This is a genomic window from Burkholderia humptydooensis (assembly GCF_001513745.1).
Lineage (GTDB): Bacteria > Pseudomonadota > Gammaproteobacteria > Burkholderiales > Burkholderiaceae > Burkholderia > Burkholderia humptydooensis.
On the sequence record NZ_CP013381.1, the window covers coordinates 285,782 to 305,114 of the forward strand.

Consider the following 19,333-nt stretch of genomic DNA (forward strand, 5'->3'; position numbering starts at 1 on the left):
TTTCAATGTCACTGAACGATAGCGATGATTGTATGAAGACGCAAGGAGTGCGATACGTTGCTTTACCTATTAGTTCTTGCAGTTACTGATGCGAAGGGGCCAAGTTATGCTTTTCGCGAAATAATTCAACGAATTCAATAGCCGGAATTCGATTTCGTCACGCAAACTTCAGGAATGCCGCATGCTCCAAGCTGTCAATGACACATTGCCGCTCACGAACAGCCAGATGGCAATGTGGTTGCAATGGAAATACGCGCCTGACGACCCCGCCTATAACAATCCGCTGCTTTTCGAGCTCGACGGAGATATCGATGTCGAGCGGTTAAAAGATGCATTTGCCGCGGTGGCCGATGCGCATCCGGCCATTCGCATGCGCTTTAGCGAGCGCGCGGGCGTGCCGCTTCAATACGGCGTATCGCATCCGCACGGGCCACTCGAATTCATCGATCTGTCGGACGTCGACCCCGCGGCGCGCGCGCCGCGGATCGACGCCGCAATCGGCGCCTGCCTGCTCGAACCGTTCGATTTGCTAACCGAGCCCGTCTACCGGTTCGTGCTGGTGAGGACTCGGCCGCGCGGCTATCTGCTGGCGCTGAACATCCACCACATCTGCGTGGACGGCGCATCGGCGCTGATCCTGCTGGACGACATCTCGTCCGCCTACGCCGATCCCGCCGCTTACGCGGCCGCGTCGGCCGCGCGCACGGGCGAGGGGTTTGGCGACGTGCTGGAGGTTGAGCGGCGGCGCTGGGCGGACGGCGTTCATGCGCAGGCCGAAGCGGCGTGGCGCGCGCATCTGGCCGATCGGGTGTGCAGCGTCGAGTTCGGCAAGCTCGCCTTCGACGGCGAGCGTCCGGCGGGCGGCGGCGCGGGGCAATATCGATGGACGCTGCCCGATACGCTGCCGGCGAAGATCAAGGCCGTCAACCGCCTGACACGAACGACGCCGTTCGTCATCCTGATGAGCGCGTTCGGCGTGCTGCTGCACCGCTATCTGCAGCAGGACACGCTCGCGATCGCCTATCCGGTCGATACGCGGCCCTCCGGGTTTGCGCGGATTTTCGGCTCGTTCATCAATTTCGTGCCGGCGTTCGTCGACGTCTCGCCGGACCTGACGGCCGGCGCGCTCTTCGACAGGGTGCGCGAGCAGCGGCGCCAAACGAAGGCGATCGCGGATTTTCCGCAGGTCGATCTGATGCGGCTCGCGCGGCGAACCCTGGCCGACGCGGCTTCGCCGTGCCTCAACGTGGCGCTCGTGCCCGCGCGTTTCGCGCTCGATTCGCTGAAGCTCGGCGGCGTGCGCGTCGAGCAGCGGCACTTTTTCACCGGTGCGGCGAAGCAGGATCTGGCGCTGCTTTACGACGGCGACGAGACGCTGAGCCTGATCCTCGAATACCGGCACGGCTTGCTGAACGAAGCGATCGCGCGCCGGATGGCGAGCGACTTCAACGTCATCGTCGAGCGGATCGTCGAGCGGCCGGATCTGCGCCTCGGCGATCTGACGCTGTCGGATCACCGCGCGTTCGCCGAGCGCTACGCGACGCTCGCCGACGCGGCGCCCCGCACGCCGGCCCTCGCGGCGATCGAGCGCGGATGGCGCGAGCAGCCCGAGCGAATCGTCGCCGGCGAGCCGGGCAACGCGGTGTCCGCCCGGCAGTTGCTCGATGCGTCGAACCGCGTCGCGCGCCGGCTCGCGGCGGCGAACGTGAAGCCGGGCGAGCGCGTCGGCGTACGGATGGACCGCGGCGGGGCGCTGCTGGCGGCGCTCGTCGGCATCTGGAAGCGCGGCGCGGTGTACGTGCCGCTGCCGACGGATCTGCCGGGTGCGCGCCGCGCGCACATCGCGGACGACGCGCAGCTTGCGGCGTGCCTGCATCGGGCCGAACCGGCCGACCCGACGCCGCGCGACCTCGTGCTGGCCGACGACATCTTCGATGCATCGGACGCCGAAGCGCTTGCCGACGTCGCTGTCGATCCGGACAGCGTCGCATATCTGATCTACACGTCGGGCTCCACCGGCGCGCCGAAAGGCGTCGAGGTGACGCATCGCAACGTCGCGAGCTTCCTGCTCGCGATGGCGCGCGCGCTGCCGATGGGCCGCGACGATCGCCTGCTCGCGACGACGACGATCGGCTTCGACATCTCGCTGCTCGAGCTGCTGCTGCCGCCGACGGTCGGCGCGGCGGTCATCGCGTGCCCGGAGCACATGCGCATCGATGCGAAGGCGCTCGAACGCGTGATCGCCGACGAGCGCGTCACGTGGCTGCAGGGCACGCCGTCGTTCTTCAACGTGCTGCGCGCGGGCGGCTGGCGCGGCGACAAGCGCCTGAACATTCTGTGCGGCGGCGAGCCGATCGACGCGTCGACCTACGGCTTCCTGCGCGAGACGTGCGCGGCGGTCTGGCAGGTCTATGGCCCGACCGAAGCGACGATCTGGTCGACGATCGCGGGGCCCGACGCGGGTGGCGTCGAGGGGCTGGGCGAGCCGCTTCGCAATACGACGCTTCATCTGCTGGACGCGCACGGCCAGCAGGTGCCGCGCTTCAGCAAGGGCGAGATCTGCATCGGCGGACACGGCGTCGCGCGCGGCTATCGCCATCGCGCCGCATTGAGCGCGGAGCGCTTCGTGCACGTGGCCGGCGCCGGCCGCGTCTATCGGACCGGCGACTTCGCGTTTCGCGATGCGCACGACCGACTGCGCTTTCTCGGGCGCGAGGACGGACAGGTCAAGATCCGCGGCTTTCGGGTCGAGCTCGGCGAAATCGAACGGCAGATCGAAGCGCTCGGCGGGGTTCGGAAAGCCGTCGTGCTCGTGCAGCGCGCGACGGCCGCCGAGCCGACGCTGATCGCATGGTGCGAGCCGCATGCGGGCCGCGCGCTCGATGCCGATGCGCTGCGGGCGGCGCTCGCCGATGCGCTGCCCGCCTACATGACGCCCGCGCGGATCGAGCGGATCGATGCGTGGCCGCTCAACGCGAACGGCAAGATCGATCGCGGCGCGCTCGCCGAGCGCGCGAGCGCGCCCACGCGCGCGCCGCAGGCGCCGCCGCTCGAGCCGCGCGATTCGGTCGATCCGCTCGTGCCGACGTTGCAGGCGATCTACGCGGACGTGCTGCATCTCGATACGGTCGACCCTCGCGCGACGCTGATGTCGCTCGGCGGCCATTCGCTATCCGCTGTGCGGATCATCGCGCGGATCCAGCAGCAACTGAAGGTCGACGTCGGCCTGGAAACGTTCATGGCGAATTCGAGCATCATCGGATTGATCGGCAGCCTGCGAGCGTCGGACATGCCGGCCGACGGCGGTAGCGGCGGCGAAGTCACGCCCGGCGGCGACGAGCGTTCGTCGCCGCCCGAAGCGGCGCACGCGGCCTCACGCATGAGCGATACCGCGCGCCGGCCCGCGACAGCGGCGAGTGCCACGCCCCCGTCGGAGTCGAACGCCGCATCCGGCTCTGCGCCGCACGTATCGCCGCGGACGCTGCAGCCGTCGGCGAGCGAAAAGGCGCTGTACTTCCTCGACAGCGTTTCGGCGGTGAGGCAGACGTACAACATCCCGGTGGGGCTGCATTTCCCGGAGGGCGTGAACGCCGACGCGCTCGAGCGCGCGCTGCGCCACGTGCTCGACACGCACGGCGCGCTGCGCGCGGCGTTCGAGCCGACCGCCGACGGACTGGTCAAGCGCATGGTTCCGACGCCCGCCGGCGCGCTGATTGCGCGCCACGCGCCGACCGATCTCGCGACGCTTGCGCAGACGTTGAACCGGATGCTGCGCGAGCCGTTCGAGCTGCACGAAGGGCCGCTGATGCGCGCGCATCATTTTCCGCTGGAGGAGGGTGGCGCGGCGGTGTTCTACCTGTTTCACCACATCATCGTGGACGGGATCGGCTGCGGCAATTTCCTGAGGGAACTGGCGGGCGCGTACGAGGCGCTGGTCGGCGGCATGGAGCCCGGCGGCGACGGCGCTTCGTCGGGCGACGGCAACGACAACAGCAACGGCGATCGTCCGACGAACGCCGCCGCGCGCGTCGACGAACTCATCGAGCGATTCGGCATCGTCGATCGCGTGCTGAACCTGCCGTATCGCGCGCCGTTCCCCGAAGTGCGCACGCTCGCGGGCGACAGCCTTCCGCTCGAGATTTCCGCCGGCTTGCGCGCCGAGCTCGACGACTATTCGCGCGCCGCGGGCGTGCCGCTCGCGACGCTCTTCCTGAGCGCGTTCGTGCTGACGCTGCATCGCCTGAGCGGCGATCGAACCGTCAACATCGGGCTGGCGACGATGAACCGCACGCCCGAGACGCTCGGCAGGATCGGCCTCTATACGAACACGATCGTGCTGCCGGTCGACATCGAGCCGGCAGACCGCCTGGGCGACTTCGTCGACCGGGTGACGGCTGCGCTGTTCTCGATCTACGGCTATGCCGACGTGCCGTTCGAGGAAGTCGCGGGCCGTCTCGTCGAGTATGCGTCGCTCGGCCGAACCCCGGTTTTTCAGGCCTTTTTCAACTTCATCGATCGCTCGATGTACGCGTTCTCGATGGCGGGGCTGCCGGTGCGGGAGATTGCGCTGCGCCCGACCGGCTCGAAGTTCGAGCTGTCGCTCGAAGTCAACGATTTCCGCACGCACACGCAAGTCTTCTTCGAATACAGCAAGGACGTGTTCGACGAGGCACTTGTCGGCGACATCGCGTCCGAATTCGTCCGCAGCCTGCTGGCCTGCGTGCGCTCGCCGGGCTACGCGGTCGAGCGGTTCGCCCTGACCACGCAATCTTGAGGAAAACATGGAACAGGTAGCACTGATTGGATCCAGACTGCGGCTGCCCGGCGCCGATACCGTCGATGCGTTCTGGCAGAACGTTCTGGCCGGCCGGGATTGCATCGATTCGTTGTCCGACGCGCAGCTGCTCGCGGCGGGCGTCGATCCCGCGTTGTCGGGCCTGCCCGATTACGTGAAGCGCGCGGGCGTGCTCGCCGATGTCGACCGGTTCGATTACCGCTTCTTCGGTTACACGTTCCGGGAAGCGCAGGCGATCGACCCGCAGCAGCGCGTGCTGCTCACGCTCGCGCATCAACTGCTCGAGCAGGTCGGCGCGCCGAGCCGAGACGTCGGCGTCTACACGTCGGTCGGTTTCCCGCATTATCTGCTGAACAACCTGAGCACTCAGCCGCCGGGTCGGGTCGCGCTGTCGGACGTGGTGTTCGGCAACAGCGGCGATTGCGCGTCCACCCGCATCGCGTACAAGCTCGATCTGCACGGCCCGGCGATGTCGATCCAGTCGGGATGCTCGTCCGCGCTGATCGCGCTGCACAACGCGCGGATCGCGATTCTCACCGGGCAGTGCCGGATGGCGCTCGTCGGCGCGGCCGCCATCCGCACGCCGCAAACGGAAGGCTATCTGTACCAGCGCGACGGCGTGCTCGCGAAGGACGGCGTTTGCCGGCCGTTCGACGCGCGCGCGTCCGGCACCGTGTTCACGAACGGCGCGGTGGTGCTCGCGTTGAAGGCGCTGTCCGCCGCGCAGCGCGACGGGGACGACATCATCGGCGTCATTCGCGGCTCGGCGATCAACAACGACGGCCAGCGCAAATCGGGCTACACGGCGCCGAGCGTCGCCGGGCAGAGCGAGGCGATTCGGCGTGCGTACGAGCGCAGCGGGATCGGGCCGGAGACGATCGGCTACGTCGAGACGCACGGCACGGGCACGGCGCTCGGCGATCCGATCGAGATTCAGGCGCTGAAGGACGCATACGGCGGCGATGCCGGCGCGGGCGGGGGCGCGCGCTGCGCGCTCGGCTCGACGAAGGCGAACATCGGGCACACGGACGTCGCGGCAGGGCTCGCGGGCGTGCTCAAGGCGGCGTTGTGCGTGAAGCACGCGGTCAAGCCGCCGCTCGCCGGGTTCGAGCGCGCGAACCCGAATCTGCCGCTCGACGGCTCGCCGTTCTATATTCCGAGCACGCCCGAGCCCTGGCCGAACGCCGAAGGCCAGCCGCGCCGCGCGGCGGTCAGCGCGCTCGGCGTCGGCGGCAGCAACGCGCACGTGATTCTCGAGCAGGCGCCGCAGCGGGATTTGTCGCGGTGCGTCGACACGGGGCCGCTGTTGATGTCCGCGCAAACGCCGCACGCGCTCGACGCGCTTGATGCGCAATACGACGATACGCTCGCGCGGCAAGCGCTGCCGCGCGGTGATGCGCGCTACACATCGCAACTGTTCCATCGGCATCTGCCGGAGAAGCGGGCGTTCGTGTTCGACGCCTCGGGCGGGCGGCGCCGCGTCGCGCCGTCGGGCGACTGGCGTCACGCGCATGCGGCGCTGCTGTTTCCCGGCCAGGGCACGCAGTATGCGGGCATGGGCCGCGCGCTCTACGCGCGCGGCGGGCAGTTCCGCGCGACGTTCGACGATTGCGCGGACCGCTTCGTGCGCGAAGGCTGCGCGGACCCGCGCGAGCTGCTGAATGCGGACGATGCGCGCATTCGCGACACGGCGGTTCTGCAGCCCTACCTGTTCACGCTCGAATATGCATTGGGCGCGACGCTGCTGGCGATGCGATTGCCCGTCGCGGCGGCGATCGGCCACAGCCTCGGCGAATACGTCGCGGCGACGCTCGCCGGCGTGTTCGATCTGGCCGACGCGATCGCGATCGTCGCGATCCGCGCACGCATCATGAGCCGCGCGCCGCGCGGCGCGATGCTCGCGGTGCTGGTCGAAGAAGCGCGGGTCACGGCGTTCCTCGACGAAGCGCTGTCGCTGTGCGCGGTCAACAGCGATACGTCGTGCGTCGTCGGCGGCACCGAGCAGGCGATCGACGCGCTCGCCGCGCGGCTCGCCGGCGCCGGGCTCGCATCGGTGAGATTGCAGACGTCGCACGCGTTTCATTCGCACCTGATGGAGGCGAGCAGCCGCGAATTCGCGGCGGCGTTCGACGGCGTGCCGCTGCGCGCGCCGCGCTTTCCGATCGTCTCCAATCTCGACGGGCGCGCCGACTTGTCGGAGCGCTTCGCGACGGCCGGTTATTGGGTCGATCACCTGCGTCGTCCGGTTCGCTTCAACGATGGCCTCGCGACGCTGGCTTCGCTGGTGCCGTTCGGCGCGTGGGTCGAGGCGGGGCCCGGCAAGTCGATCGCCAACACGCTCGCGCGGATGCCTCTCACCGAGGTGGCCTGCCTGTCGACGATGCTGCCCGGCAGCGAGACGGCGCTGTTCGACACGCTGGCCGCGCAATGCTGGGCGAACGGCATCGAGATCGATTGGATGCCGCTCTACGGCGACACGCGCGGCAACGTCGTGCCGCTCGTGCCGCATCCGCTCGACGAGATCTCGTGCTGGATCGACGCGCCGGCGAAGCGGGCCGTCGCCGACGAGGCGCCCGAATACGAGAAGCAGGGCGACATCGATCAATGGTTCTACGAATACGACTGGGCGCCCGTGCAGCCGGACGGCGAAGCCGCGCCGGAGCATGCGGCGGCGCGGGCGCCGATCGCCGATTCGGTTCTGCTGATCGGCGACGCGAGCCGCGATGCCGCGCGGCTCGCCGAGCGTGTCGCGCAGGATGCCGAATCGTTTTTCGTCGTGGACGGCGCGCATCCGCAGGCACTGGACGGGGCGCTCGCGACGGTCGCGGCGCAGGCCGCGGCGAAGCGCGTGCGCATTTCGCGCGTGTTGATCGTCGTGCCGTCGCGGTGCGGCGGCGCGGATACGCAGGCGGACGGGACGCGCGACGAATCCGGCCGCGCGCTCGATGCGATGCTCGCGATGCAACGCACGTTCGATGCGCTGCGCAACGCGCTGCCGGGCAAGCTCGACGTCGCGCTGATCGCGTTTTCCGGCGCGCGCGGCGACGGCGGCGAGCCGTCGGTCGCGAGCGCATGGATCGACAGCTTCGCGACCGTCGTGCATCAGGAATTCTCGCGGGTGGTCTGCCGCGCGGTTCATGTCGATGCCGCGTCCGCCGCGGGCGAGGCCGACGATGCCGCCGCGCGCCGGTGCACGATCGATTCGCTCGCCCACGCGTGCCTGCGCCATCCCGGCCGGTTCCTTCGGATTCGGGACGGCCGGTTGATCGAGCGCGGGCTCAAGCGCGGCGGCGCGCGCGTGGCGAACGCGCACCCCGCGCCCGATGCGCCCGACGCGACGCCGAAGTCGCCCCGAACCGTGCTGGTGGTCGGCGGCGCGGGGAACGTCGGGATGATCTACGCGACGTTCTTCTCGACGGTCGTCGGCGCGGACGTCGCGATCGTCAGCCGCCGCGCGAGCGCGTTCGCCGACTCGCTGCGCGATCCGTCGGCCGCGACGGACCGCGCGCTGCGCCGCCGCAAGGCGCTGTACGAGCGCATGGTCGCGGCCGGCGGGCGGATCATGTTCGTCGATGCCGACGCCACCGATCCGCGGCAGCTCGAGCGCGCCGCGCGATCGGTCGCCGACGCGTTCGGCTCGCTCGATCTCGTCGTCCATGCGGCGGGCGCGCCCGCCGACATGCACTACCGGACGTTCGACGATACCGACGTCGCCTACCTGGATGCGCTCGTCTCGCCGAAGCTCGACGTATGCGCGAACCTGCACGCGCTGACTCGCTCGCTGCGCATTGCGCGCGTGATGATCGTGTCGTCGATTTCGGCCACGCTCGGCGGGATCGGGCTGTACGGCTACGCGGCGTCCCATTCGTTGCTGAACGCGTATGCGCAATCGGCGAGCAGCGCGGCGTGCCGCTGGACCGTGATCGACTGGGACGCGTGGGAGTTCTTCAAGGACACCCGCGACGAGGCGAACGACGACGTGGGCATCGATCACTACGCGATCAGCGAGCAGGAGGGGTTGTCGGTGCTCGAACGTCTTTACGCGCTCGGCTGGCCCGCGCACATCGTCGTCGCGAGCGGCGACCTGATCCAGCGCTATCGCAACTGGGTGCTGTCCGAGCGCGACGACACGCCCGCCGCGGCGCAGATCGTCGCGCCGCGCCCGCTGCTGAAGGACGAGCTGGTCGCGCCGCGCACCGGCACCGAGGCGGCGCTCGCGAAGCTGTGGAGCGAGTGCATCGGCGTCGAGCCGGTCGGCGTGCGCGACAACTTCTTCGAGCTGGGCGGCCATTCGCTGATCGCGCTGAAGCTCGTCGACCGGATCAATCAGACGCTCGACTGGGATCTGTCGGCGGTCGACATGTTCAAGTTCCCGACGATCGAACGCCTGGCCGACGCGAACGCGGCGCACGCGCCCGACGACGCGGGCGATGCCGGCGCACCGGACGGCGCGGGTCACGACGCGCGCGACGACGCCCCGCACCCGCCGGCACAGCCCGATGCGGGCGCGCATGCGGATCGGCGTCGCCGCCACTACTACCAAAGCAGAAAACACAGCATGGAGTCGAAAAGTGAATAATCTTGACGTCGCGATCATCGGGATGAGCGGTGCGTTTCCGGGCGCCTCCGATGTCCGGGAATTCTGGCGCAATCTCGAGGCCGGCCGTTGTTCGCTGGAGCGCTACACCGAACAGGAACTGCTCGACGCCGGCGTCGATCCCGCGCATCTGAAGTCGCCGCAGTACGTGCCCGTCGGCGGGCGCATGCGCGACATCGAATGCTTCGACAACGAGTTCTTCGGCATCAGCAATCACGACGCGCGGCTGATGGACCCGCAGCAGCGCGTGTTCCTGCAACTCGCGTGGCATGCGTTCGAAGACGCGGGCTTCGTGCCGGGCGCGCATCCCGGGCGCGTCGGCGTGTACGCGGGCGTGAGCCTGAACAGCTACCTGCACACGATCGTGTTCCGGTCCGACGAGGTCGATCTCGACCGCGACGGCCAGAGCATCCTGTTCGGCAATCTGAGCGACTATCTGACGACGCGGCTGTCCTATCTGCTCGACCTCAAGGGGCCGAGCGTCAACATCCAGACCGCGTGCTCGACATCGCTCGTCGCGATCCACGAGGCGTGCCAGGGCCTGCTGAGCTACCAGGCGGACGTCGCGCTCGCGGGCGCGTGCTCGATCAACGTGCCGAACACGCGCGGCTACCTCTACAGCCAGGACAGCTTCTTCTCGCCGGACGGCCGGGTGCGCGCGTTCGACGAACAGGCGGCGGGCACGGTGTTCAGCAACGGCGCCGGGCTCGTCGTGCTCAAGCGCCTGGAGGATGCGCTGCGCGACGGCGATCAGATCTACGCGGTGCTGAAGGCGAGCGCGGTCAACAACGACGGCTCCGACAAGGTCGGCTACGCGGCGCCGAGCGTGTCCGGGCAGAGTGCGGTGATCCGCGATGCGCTGCACGCGTGCGAGATCCGCCCCGAGCAGATCCAGTATGTCGAGACGCACGGCACGGGCACGTCGCTCGGCGATCCGATCGAGATCGCCGCGCTCACGCAGGCGTACGCGGGCGAGCGACGGCGCGGCGCGGCCATGCGGCACGCGACGTGCGCGATCGGTTCGGTGAAGACGAACATCGGGCATATCGACGTGGCGGCGGGCGTCGCCGGCGTGATCAAGACCGCGCTCGCGCTGCGGCACAAGACCCTGCCCGCGTCGCTCGGCTTCGAGAAGGCGAACCCGCGGCTCGGCCTGGAGAGCGGCCCGTTCTACGTCAACGACCGCACGCGGCCGTGGGCGTCCGATACGCCGCGCGTCGCGGCCGTGAGCAGCTTCGGCATCGGCGGCACGAACGCGCACGCGATCCTCGAGGAGGCGCCCGCGCGGGAGCCGCTGCCGGCGGCGAAGTCCGCCTACTGCCTGACGCTGTCGGCGCGCACCGCGTCCTCGCTGGAGGCGCTGCGCGCGAGCTATCTGACGTTTCTGAACGGCGGCGATCTGCCGGCGTTCGCGGATCTCTGCTTCACGTCGAACGTCGGGCGCAAGCCGTTCGCGCATCGGATCGCCATCGCGGCGAGCGACGCGGCGGACGCCGTGCGGCAACTCGCGGCCGCGGCGGCGACGGCGAGCGACGGACAGCCGCATCGGATCGTGGTGAGCGCGCAGGCGGACGACGCGAATGCGACGTGGCAGGCGATCTGCGGCGGCGACTTTGATCCGCGCGAGCCGCTGTTCGAGGCCGCCGATCGCTTCAGCGCCGCGGAGCGGGTGGCGGCGTACGCGGTCCTGCTCGTCGCGCAACTGCGGCGGCTCGGGCTCGCCGCCGCGTTGCAGCGGCCCGCGCAGCTGCCGGAGAGCCTCGTCGAGCGGCTCGCGCCGCGGCAAGACGATCCGCTGCGCCGGCTGCTCGCGGAGCCGCCCATCGAAGCCGCGCAGTCCGACTATCCGCTGACGCTGTCCGCCGCGTGCGAGCTGCGCATCGGCTCGGCCGTCCGCGCGCTGGGCGCGCCGTCGCTGCGGGGGCGCTTCGTCGCGGAGCTGCTCGCGGCCGGCTGGGCGGCCGGCGTGCCGGTGGACTGGGCGTCGTTCCACGCGGACGAGGCGCGGCGCAAGACGTCGCTGCCGGCGTACGCGTTCGCGAAAAAGGTGCTGTGGCTGTCGACCGCGACCGAGGCCGAGCGGCGCAACCGCAAGATCGAAGACATCGGCCAGTGGTTCTACAAGCCGACGTGGCGCGAAACCGCCGCGCTCGCCGCGCGCACCCGGCGTGCGGACGAACTGGCCGATGCGAACGTGCTCGTCTTCAGCGCCGACCGGCTCCATCGGCTGAAAGCGGGCTGGGCGCTGGCCGCGCAATGCCTGTATGTCGTGCCGGGCGCCGAATTCGGCCAGTTGAGCGACGACACCTATTGCATCGATCCCGCCTCCGAGGACGATTACCAGCGCCTGATCGAGGCGCTCGTCGCGCGCGGACGTCTGCCGCGCCACGTCGTGCATGCGTGGCTCGCGGCCGAGGCCGCGTGGGACGGCACGCCGGCGAACTTCGCGAACTGCCAGGCGCTCGGGCTGTTCAGCCTGATTTTCTTCGCACGATCGCTGAACCGCGTGACGGTCGGCGGCGCCGCGTGCTCGATCGTCGTCGCCGCGTCGCAGATGGCCGCGCTCACGCCGCAGGAGGCCGTGAACCCGGACAAGGCGACGGTGCTCGGCATCAGCCGGACGTTGCAGAAGGAGTATCCGCTCATCGATTGCCGGGTCGTCGACATCGCGGCGCACGAGCTGTTCGACGCGACCGACTCGGCGATGCAGCTCGGCCTCGAATTTCTCGCGCCGCTCACGCCCGATAACGAAATCGTCGCGCTGCGCGGCGGGCGCCGCTGGCAGACGGCGTATCAGCGCTTCGCGGTGCCGGCCAGATGCGAGTCGCAGGTCCGCGCGTCCGGCGTCTACGTGATCTTCGGCGGGCTCGGCGAGCTTGGGCTGAACGTCGCCGGCTATCTCGCGAGCCGCGCGCCGTGCACGCTGCTGCTCGTCAATTCGAAGCGCTTCGTCGCGCGCGACGAGTGGGCGGCATGGATCGACGAGCACGGCGCCGATCACCCGTACTCGAAGAAGATCGGGAAGATTCGCGAGATGGAGCAGGCGGGCGCGACGGTGCTCGTGCAGCAATGCGACGTCGCGGACGCGGCGCGCGTTCACGCGGTGCTCGACGAAGCGCGCGAGCGGCATGGCGAGATCCATAGCGTGATCCACGCGGCGGGCCGCGTCGAGAACGGCATGATCGACAACAAGGACGTGCGCCACTTCGCGACGGTGTTCGAGGCGAAGGTCTACGGCACGTACAACCTGCTGTCGTACCTGAAGCGGCACCCGGTGACGAAGGTCATTCTCTGCTCGAGCATGAACTCGATCATCGGCGGCCTCGGGCAGATCGACAACGCGGCGGCCAACGCGTTCGTCGACGCGCTCGCGCAAACTCCGCTCGCGGCGTCGCTCGGCGACATCTGCTCGACCAACTGGGGCGCGGTCAACGCCGAGCGGCTCACGCGCCCGAACGTGCTGCCGCAGTTCGCGGACCTGAGCCGCGAGCACATGCGCAACCACATGACCGAGCGCGAGATCGCGGCGGTCTACGACCGGATCCTGCACTGGAACTTCGGCCCGCGCCTCGTCATCTCGACGATCGATTTCGATTCGGTGCTCGAGCACTGGGGCGAAGTGAGCAAGGTCACCGAGCTCGCGCGGCTGCGCCACGTCGCGGCGGAGGCGGGCGAGCGCGCGCCGGAGGACGACGGCTACGCGTATCGGTCGGAGCTGCACCGGTTCGTCGAGACGAGCTGGGCGCGCATTCTCGGCGTCGCGCACGTCGACTGGGACGGCGTGCTGCTCGATCTGGGCGCGCATTCGTTGAGCGCGGTTCAGTTCGTATCGATGATCAAGGATCGCTACGACGTCAGCCTGCACGCGATGATTATCTATGAGATCCGGACGTTGGGACTGCTGGTCGAGCACATCGAAACGAAGCTGCTCGAGAAGGCCGCTCAGCTTGAAGTCAGCCAATAACGCCATGAACACGACTGTCGAATTTGATGGAGCCCAGCCATGACCCATTCTGTTTTCGCCCGGTTCGAGCAAGTGTGCCGCAGCAGTGCGCAAGCGGTCGCGCTGGAGAGCGCCGAGCACCGTCTCACGTACGCGCAGTTGCATGACCGGGTCGCGTCGATCGGCGCGCGTCTCGCCGCGGCGGGCGTCACGCCCGGCACGCTGGTCGGCATCTTCCTGCCGCGCGACGTGCGGCTGCCGGCCGCGCTTCTGGCGTCGCTCGGAAGCGGCGCCGTATACGTGCCGCTCACCGAGAAGTATCCGCCCGAGCGCCTGCGCGAGATCATCGAGACGCACGGCATCGAGCACGTCGTCACGACCGAGGCGCTCGCCTCGCAGTTGCCCGCGTCGTGCGGCAAGATCGTGCTGCCCGCCGAGGGTTCGGAGACGGCCGGCCTGCGGTCCGCCGGCGAGCGTGCCGACTGGCGGCCCGCGGGCGAGCGAGCGCAGAACGCGCCCGTCTACGTCGTGTTCACGTCCGGCTCGACGGGCACGCCGAAGGGCGTGCTGATCGGCGAGCGCAATCTCGGCAATCTGATCGACTGGTACGCGGCGTCCTTTAGCGCCGAGCAGCGGCGCTCGGTGCTCGCGTCGACGCAGATCACGTTCGACCTGTCGGTGTTCGAGCTGATCTGCACGCTCTGCACGGGCAGCAAGGTCGTGATCGTCGAGAACGTGCTGCAGTTGCTCGACGAAGGCGCGCCGTGCGACGTGAGCCTGATCAACACGGTGCCGTCGGCGGCGCGCGAGCTGGTGCGCCACCGCAAGTTCCCGGCGGCCGCGCGCGTCGTGAATCTGGCGGGCGAGGCGCTGTATCAGGATCTCGTCGACGACATCTACGAGGCCGCGCCGCAGCTCGAGCAGGTGTTCAATCTGTACGGCCCGTCCGAGGACACGACGTACTCGACGGGCCATGCGGTGCCGCGCGGCGGCGCGAGCCGCACGGTCAGCATCGGCCGCTCGCTGCCGGGCAAGCGCGCGCACATCCTGTCCGACGCGCTGACGCCCGTCGCGCCGGGCGAGGTCGGCGAAATCTGCCTGAGCGGCGAAGGCGTCGCGCTCGGCTATCTGAACGACGCGAAGCTGACGGCCGAGAAATTTCCGACGATCGGGCACGGCCCGCTCGCCGGCGAGCGCATCTACCGCACGGGCGACCTCGGCAGCATCGACGGCGACGGCCTGCTGCGCTATCTCGGGCGCGCGGACCGGCAGGTGAAGGTGCGCGGCGTGCGCATCGAGCCCGGCGAGGTCGAGGTCGCGCTGCGCAGCATCGACGGCATCGCGGATGCGGCGGTGGTGAAGATCGTCGATGCGGCGAACAACGATCAGCTCGTCGCGCTCGTGGTCGCGCAGCCGTCGTGCCCGGCCGAGCACGCGATCCTGGAGCGGCTGCAGACGCTGATCCCGGCGTTCATGGTGCCGTCGCGCGTGGAGCGTATCGACGCGATTCCGCTGAACGGCAACGGCAAGACCGATCGCACGAAGCTCGAGCAGATCGCCGGCGCGCTGTTCGGCGCGGCGCCGCCCGCCGACGACATTCAGGCGCGCGTCGCGGAGATCGTCGCCAAGCTGATGTCGCGAACCGACGTGGCGGCCGATGCCGATTTCTTCCGGATCGGCGGCAACTCGCTGCTGAGCGCGCAGCTCACGTTCATGCTGCAGAAGCAGTTCTCGGTGACGCTCAGCATTGCCGACGTGTTTCGCCATCGGACGATCGGCGCGCTCGCGGCGATCATTCGCGAACGAACCCAAAAGGTCGCGCAGACGGCGCCTGCGGCTGCCGGCCAACAGCCGGCGGCGGTGCAATCGACCTCCGGCGGCGCAGGCGCCGAGCAGCCGATGGTGTTCGCCACGCCCGCGCAACGCGGGATCTGGCTGCTCGAAAACAGCCCCGGCGGCCGGGCGGTGTCGAACGCGCCGCTCGTGTTCGAGTATGCGGGCACGCTCGAGCGCGCGCTGCTCGAGCGGTGCGTGACGCAACTGCTCGAGCGCCACGCGATCCTGCGCAGCAACTATGTGTGGGAGGACGGCAGTCTGCGGATCAAGTGCAACGCGCACGTGCCGTTTCGCGTCGAGACGGTCGATCTCGGTTCGCTGGCGCCCGACGCGCAGCAGGCGAAGGCGCGCGAGCTGGTCGCGCGGGAAGTCATGCGCCCGTTCGATCTGCGCCGCGATCCGATGCTGCGCGTGACCGACATCGCGTTCGGCGAGCGCGCGGGCCAACTGGTGTTCGTGTTCCATCACATCGCGGTCGACGATCGGGCGCTGAACATCGTGTTCTCCGAATTGCAGCGGCTCTATGCCGCGGGCGGCGACCCGGCGGCGATCGGCGCCGCGCCGGCCCGGCAGTTCGCCGATTACGCGGCGGCGTCGCGTTCGGCGAGCGCGCGGCTCGGCGAGCATCTCGATTACTGGCGGCACAAGCTGGCCGATTACCGCGGCGCGACGCCGTATCTGGTCGACCCGCAGGCGAAGCCCGCCGCGCGCTTCGCCGGACGGCTGCACTTGCATGGCGTGGCGCAGCACGTGAGCCGGCAGCTCGACGCGGCCGCCGCGCGCCGCGGGCTCACGCCGTTCGCGCTGTTCGCGGCCGCCGTGGCGTGCATCGTGCACCGGGCGTCCGGCAGCGACGACGTGACGATCGGCACGTTCTTCTCGAATCGCGATCATTTCCAGGACAACGATCTCGTCGGCTTCTTCGTCAACACGCTGCCGCTGCGCGTGCGGATCGACGCCGGCTGGGACGTCGATCAGCTCGCGCAGGCGATGTCGGCGACGCTCGCGCAAGCGCATTCGCACCGCGACGTGACGACCGAAGACGTGTTCGACGCGTTGCAGGTCAACAACGCGCTGCGCCGCGCGGCATTGCGCGTGATGGTCAACCTCGAGCCGGAGCAGGCGGAGGTGCTGACGATGGGCGCGCTGAGCGCGCGCCGGATGCTGCTCGACCGGCATGTCGCGAAGTACGACCTGTTGTTCTCGCTGCGCAAGGAGGACGGCGACTATCGCGTGCTCGTCGAATACAACACGGAGCTCTACGACGGCGACGTCATTGCGGGCGTCTGCGCCAATCTCGACCGCTCGCTCGCGGCGCTGACAGGCACGGCGAGCGAGCGGCTCGACGCGATCGCGCTGCCGAATCCGCTCGAGCGCGGCGCGCCGGGCGACGCCGCCGCCGGCCCGGCCGATGCCGATGCGCCAGCGGCCGCGGCGGCCGATATCGATCTGCGCGAGGTGGTGCGCGACATCTGGGCGAGCGAGGTCGGCCACCGGACGTTCGGCGACGACGACAACTTCTTCGACGTCGGCGGCAGCTCGCTCAAGATCATGACGGTCTACGAGAAGCTGTCGAACTTCCTGAAGCGCCACGGCATCGAGAAGGAAATCGACATCGTCGACCTGTTCGAGCACGTGAGCGTCGCGGCGCTGGCCGATTTCCTCGGAGCCTTGATCGAACATGACGCAATCGCACAGTGACACGGGCGCGCATGCGGCCGGCGCGCCGGAAGCCGGCCCGATGGACATCGCGATCGTCGGCCTGAGCGCGCGCGTGCCCGGCGCGGGCGACGCCGACGCGCTGTGGTCGCTGCTGATGTCGGGCGGCGACGGGCTCACGACGTTCGAGCCGCACGCGCTCACGGCCGAGCTCGCGCAACTGAACGATGTCGAGCGCGCGCGCTACGTTGCGCGGCGCGGCGTGCTCGACGGCATCGAAGCGTTCGACGCGGGCTTCTTCAACCTGTCGGCGGCGGAGGCGACGCTGCTCGATCCGCAGCATCGCGTGCTGATGGAACTGGTGTGGGAGGCGCTCGAGGACGCGGGCGCGGCCGATTGCGCGGGGTGCCGCGTCGGCGTGTTCACGACGTCGGGCCTGAGCCATTACCTGATCAAGCACCTGCTGCCCGATCCGTCGATCGGCGAGCGGCACGGGCAGTTGCAGTTGCTGATGCTCAACGACAAGGATTTTCTCGCGACCCGCATCGCGTACTTCCTGAACGTGCACGGGCCGGCCGTCAACGTGCAGACCGGATGCTCGAGCTCGCTCGTCGCGCTGCACTACGCGTGCCTGTCGCTGCTGCGGCGCGATTGCGAAATGGCCGTCGTCGGCGGCGTGTCGATCGCGCTGCCGCAGCAGTCGGGCTATGTGTTCTCGGAGAACATGATCGGCTCGCGCGACGGCTTTTGCCGCGCGTTCGACAGCGACGCGTCGGGCACGGTGCGCGGCAACGGCGCGTGTGCGGTCGTGCTCAAGCCGCTCGCCGACGCGCTCGCGAACCGCGATCCGGTATGGGCGGTGATCAAGGGCACGGCGCTCAACAACGACGGGCGCGACAAGGTCGGGTTCACCGCGCCGAGCCCGAAGTGGCAGGCCGACGTGATCGACGCCGTCTATCACCGAAGCGGCGTCGCGCCCGACGATGTCGATTTCGTCGAGGCGCACGGCACGGGCACGCCGCTCGGCGATCCGATCGAGGCGAGGGCGATCAATCAGGTGTTCGCGGGCGCGCGGCGGCCGCGCTATCTCGGCGCGCTGAAGACGCAGATCGGGCACCTCGACACGGCGGCCGGCCTCGCCGGGCTGATCAAGCTGTGCATGTCGCTGCGAAACGGCGTGATTCCGCCGACCGCGCACTTCCGTACGCTCAATCCGCGTATCTCGTTCGACGATTCGCGGTTCACGATCAACACCGAACCCGTCGCGTGGCCGAGGCGCGATGCGCCGCGCTACGCGGCGCTCAGCTCGTTCGGCATCGGCGGCACCAACGCGCACGTGGTCGTCGCGGACGGGCCGGCCGACGCGCGGCGAGCCGGGGCGCCGTGCGACGAATGGGCGTCAAGCGCGCAGCGCGGCCCGCATCTGATCGTCGTGTCCGCGAAGAGCGCCGCTTCGCTCGCCGCGCTCACGCGCGCCTACGCGGACGCGATCGCAGCGCTCGACGACGCGGCGCTCGCCGATTTCGCGTACTCGACGCGCGTCGGCCGCCGCGGCTTCGAGCATCGGCTGGCCGTTTGCGCCGACGATCGCGAAAGCGCGGTCGCGCGGCTGCGCGCGGCGCGTGCGCGCTTCAGCGCGAAGCCGATCGCCGGCGTGAGCGTCGCCGCGGCCGACGCGCACGCCGTCGCCGCGCATCTCGGCGTCACGCCGCCCGACGGCGCGTCGCGCGCGATCGACGCGATCGCCGTGCGGCTCGCCGAGTGGGGCATCGCGATCGACGCGGGCTCGGCGGTGCGGCTCGGCGCCGCCGACGGCCGGCTGCACGTCGCCGCGCCCGGCGCGCCGTCCGAGACGATCGACGCCGCGACGCCCGGCGCGATCGACTACTATCTGCAGGCGGCGCTGTGGTGCGCGGGCGTGGCGGTCGATTTCGGCCGCGAAGCCGCGCGTGAAGCTGCCGGCGCGGTTGCCGGTGAAATCGTCGGAGACGCCCGGGAAAAGGCCCGCGCGCCCGCGCGCAGAAGAATCCGGATTCCGACCTACCGGTTCGACCGGCGGCGGCACTGGATCGACGCGCCGGGCGAGCGGCGCGGCGACGGCCGCGACAGCGGGCCCGGCGCCGCCGCCGCACCGGAGACGGCCGCGTCCGAGGCGCGGCCGCGCAAGCCGCCCGCCGAGCAGCCGACGAGCCTCGTCGCGCTCGAGGCGGTGCTGCTGTCGCACTGGCGCAACCTGTTGGGACTGCCGACGCTGCGCAGCACCGACAACGTCTTCGAGCAAGGCGCGGATTCGCTGACGGTCGCGCAGTTCGTCGCGCAACTGAGCGCGGAGCGTGCGCTGCCCGTGCACGTCGTCGATTGCTACAGCGAGCCGAGCGTGGGCGGCCAGGCGCGCCTCGTCGGCGCGCGCATCGGGCTGGGCGGCCGCGCCGCGGCAGCCGCGCAAGCGAGCGCGCCGGCGCCCGAAGTCGAGAGATTTGACAACCTTTAAAGCGAGATTGCA

General features: G+C 69.7%; 5 protein-coding genes. All 5 read left to right on the forward strand.

The window, feature by feature from the left end:
• The first annotated feature begins 181 nt into the window (after positions 1 to 181).
• The 5 genes from AQ610_RS19470 to AQ610_RS19490 are packed head-to-tail and all read left to right on the forward strand — an operon-like array spanning position 182 to position 19,321.
• Positions 182 to 4,774, forward strand: a complete 4,593-nt coding sequence (locus AQ610_RS19470; protein ID WP_043283262.1) for a non-ribosomal peptide synthetase — start codon at positions 182 to 184, stop codon at positions 4,772 to 4,774.
• A 7-nt stretch (positions 4,775 to 4,781) separates the two neighbouring features.
• The gene (locus tag AQ610_RS19475) at positions 4,782 to 9,374 is read left to right on the forward strand and encodes a type I polyketide synthase (protein ID WP_009915097.1); all 4,593 of its coding nucleotides are present in this window, start codon (positions 4,782 to 4,784) and stop codon (positions 9,372 to 9,374) included.
• Positions 9,367 to 13,356, forward strand: coding sequence for an SDR family oxidoreductase (locus tag AQ610_RS19480; protein WP_006029270.1), 3,990 nt, complete (start codon positions 9,367 to 9,369; stop codon positions 13,354 to 13,356). The genes AQ610_RS19475 and AQ610_RS19480 overlap by 8 nt, the downstream gene beginning before the upstream one ends.
• A 39-nt stretch (positions 13,357 to 13,395) precedes the next feature.
• Positions 13,396 to 16,872 (forward strand): non-ribosomal peptide synthetase, encoded by a 3,477-nt coding sequence (locus AQ610_RS19485; RefSeq protein WP_009915096.1) that lies wholly within the window; start codon positions 13,396 to 13,398, stop codon positions 16,870 to 16,872.
• A complete protein-coding gene (locus AQ610_RS19490; protein WP_006029268.1) occupies positions 16,853 to 19,321 on the forward strand; it encodes a beta-ketoacyl synthase N-terminal-like domain-containing protein in 2,469 nt (822 codons plus the stop codon). Before AQ610_RS19485 ends, AQ610_RS19490 begins: the two co-directional genes overlap by 20 nt.
• Positions 19,322 to 19,333: the final 12 nt, after the last annotated feature.

Bases quoted from the DNA above. Each gene is read 5' to 3' on its own strand.
- AQ610_RS19470 (WP_043283262.1), top strand. From the start codon at position 182: ATGCTCCAAGCTGTCAATGACACATTGCCGCTCACGAACAGCCAGATG.
- AQ610_RS19475 (WP_009915097.1), top strand. From the start codon at position 4,782: ATGGAACAGGTAGCACTGATTGGATCCAGACTGCGGCTGCCCGGCGCC.
- AQ610_RS19485 (WP_009915096.1), top strand. From the start codon at position 13,396: ATGACCCATTCTGTTTTCGCCCGGTTCGAGCAAGTGTGCCGCAGCAGT.
- AQ610_RS19490 (WP_006029268.1), top strand. From the start codon at position 16,853: ATGACGCAATCGCACAGTGACACGGGCGCGCATGCGGCCGGCGCGCCG.